The organism is Arthrobacter sp. CAL618 (assembly GCF_000468215.1).
Classification (GTDB): Bacteria; Actinomycetota; Actinomycetes; order Actinomycetales; family Micrococcaceae; genus Arthrobacter_D.
This window is the reverse complement of record NZ_ASZW01000209.1, coordinates 3051-5354: the sequence shown is the minus strand read 5'-3', so window position 1 is coordinate 5354 and position 2304 is coordinate 3051. Positions and strand designations below refer to the sequence as shown.

Sequence of the window (2304 nt, the reverse complement as noted above, 5' to 3'; positions counted from 1 at the left end):
GAGCCGTAGGTGGTCCCGGCGTGCCCAGGTGCGGTGCGGGGTCGCAGCATTGGGCTCCGTCGAGTTCTCGGAGAGGGCGACCACGACGGCGGTCAGCGCCGCCAGTTCCTCGGCGGACGGCGTGCCGCGGATCACCTGCAGCGTTGGCTCGGCGGGGGTGCCGTCGTCGTCGGCATCCCGTCGGGTCTGGTCGGGGGCGAGCGTCATAGCGGAATGTTCCCGTGCTTCTTGGCGGGGTTGGAAGCCCGTTTGTCGCGCAGCGCCCTCAGCCCGCGAACAATGTGCTGCCGGGTGTCCGACGGTGCGATCACCGCGTCGATGTACCCGAGCTGCGCTGCCTGGTAAGGGTTCAGGAGCTCTTCCTCGTACTGGGTGATCACTTCGGCGCGGGCGGCCTCCACATCGCCGCCGGCGTCGGCCACTGACTTCAGGTGCCCGCGGTACAGGATATTGACGGCGCCCTGGGCCCCCATGACGCCGATCTGCGCCGTCGGCCAGGCCAGGTTGAGGTCGGCGCCGAGCTTCTTGGAGCCCATCACGATATACGCGCCGCCGTAGGCCTTCCGGGTGATGACGGTGAGCTTGGGAACGGTTGCTTCCGCGTAGGCGTACAGCAGTTTTGCGCCGCGGCGGATGATCCCGTTGAACTCCTGGTCCTTGCCCGGGAGGAAGCCGGGGACGTCCACGAGGGTCAGGATCGGGATGTTGAACGCGTCGCAGTTCCGGACAAAACGGGCGGCCTTCTCCGAAGCAGCAATGTCCAGGGTGCCGGCGAACTGCAGCGGCTGGTTGGCGACGATACCGATCGTATGGCCCTCCACCCGGGCGTACCCGATCATCACGTTGGGTGCGTAAAGGGACTGCATCTCGAGGAAGTGGCCGTCGTCGACAATCGCCGAGATGACCGTCCGCATGTCATACGGCTGATTTGCCGAATCCGGGATCAGGGTATCGAGTGCACCATCCTCGGCGGTGAGGTCCAGCTGTTCGACGAATTCGGTCACCGGTGCCTCAGCCAGATTATTGGAGGGCAGGAAGTCGAGCAGTTCACGGACGAAGTCGATGGCGTCGCGCTCATCGGAGGCGAGGTACGCGGAGGTTCCGGTGGTGGAGTTGTGCTGCCGGGCGCCGCCGAGGGTCTCCATGTCGACGTCCTCTCCGGTGACGGTCTTGATCACGTCCGGGCCGGTAATGAACATGTGGGACGTCTTATCCACCATCACCACGTAGTCGGTGAGGGCGGGGGAGTAGGCTGCACCGCCCGCGCAGGGGCCCATGATGAGAGAAATCTGGGGGATGACCCCGGAGGCGTGCACGTTATTCCTGAAGATGTCGGCGAACATCGCCAGTGAGGAGACACCCTCCTGGATGCGGGCACCTCCGCCGTCGTTGATTCCGACCACCGGGCAGCCGTTCCGGAGCGCAAATTCCTGCACCTTGACGATCTTTTCGCCGTTGACCTGGCTCAGCGAGCCGCCATAGACGGAGAAGTCCTGGCTGTAGACGGCGATCTGGCGGCCATCGACTGTTGCGTAGCCGGACACGACGCCGTCGCCCAAGGGTTTTTTCGTCTCCATCCCGAACGCTGTCGACCGGTGGACCGCCAGCGCATCAAACTCGACGAATGATCCGGGATCGACCAGCAGGTCGATGCGCTCCCGTGCCGTGTTTTTGCCGCGGGCATGCTGTTTCGCCACCGACTCCGGACCGGACGGCTGCTGGGCGAGGCCCTCGCGGCGGCGGAAATCTGCAAGCTTCCCTGCGGTGGTGGTGAGGTCGATTATCTGATCCTGCGCGACCACAGGTGCTGAGCCAGTCTGCATTGAGTCTCCGGGTTGGCGATGAACGGGCCACCGCCGGGTTAAGTAGGTTCCCCACAAAGCGCCCGGCGTTTCCCCTAGTCTAGTGAGGGAAACGGTCACTACCGCTGTAGGACTCCTACAATTTCCTCCCCATAGAATTAGCCCAGCCGTGCATGTTACCCGCCGGTAACAATTAGGTTCCTGGCACCCCTGCACCACTATTCTTACGTTATGACCGCCAGCAACGATGCCCCACGTCAATCCACCCCGGCAACCCTCGCGGGTCGCACCATCCTGATGTCCGGCGGCAGCCGCGGCATCGGACTCGCGATCGCCCTGCGCGCCGCCCGCGACGGCGCCAACATCGCCTTGATGGCCAAAACCGGTGAACCGCACCCCAAGCTCGACGGCACGGTGTTCACGGCCGCCCAGCAGATCCGCGACGCCGGCGGCAAGGCCCTGCCGATTGTCGGCGACGTGAGGAACGACGACGACGTCGCCG

The 2304-nt window shown here is 64.8% G+C and carries 3 protein-coding genes; 1 reads left to right on the top strand and 2 read right to left on the bottom strand.

Annotated features, from left to right (window positions below; all coding sequences use genetic code 11):
- Together K728_RS0112675 and K728_RS0112670 are read right to left on the bottom strand one after the other, a co-directional pair.
- The coding region (locus K728_RS0112675) for an acyl-CoA carboxylase subunit epsilon (protein ID WP_024476952.1) at window positions 1-207 on the bottom strand (207 nt) is incomplete at its 3' end.
- Window positions 204-1823 (bottom strand): acyl-CoA carboxylase subunit beta, encoded by a 1620-nt coding sequence (locus K728_RS0112670; RefSeq protein WP_019483587.1) that lies wholly within the window; start codon window positions 1821-1823, stop codon window positions 204-206. The genes K728_RS0112670 and K728_RS0112675, both read right to left, overlap by 4 nt.
- A gap of 210 nt (window positions 1824-2033) precedes the next feature.
- Between K728_RS0112670 and K728_RS23275 the strand changes: the two genes are divergently transcribed.
- Window positions 2034-2304: SDR family NAD(P)-dependent oxidoreductase (locus K728_RS23275; RefSeq protein WP_443110982.1), on the top strand; the 271-nt coding region annotated here is incomplete at its 3' end.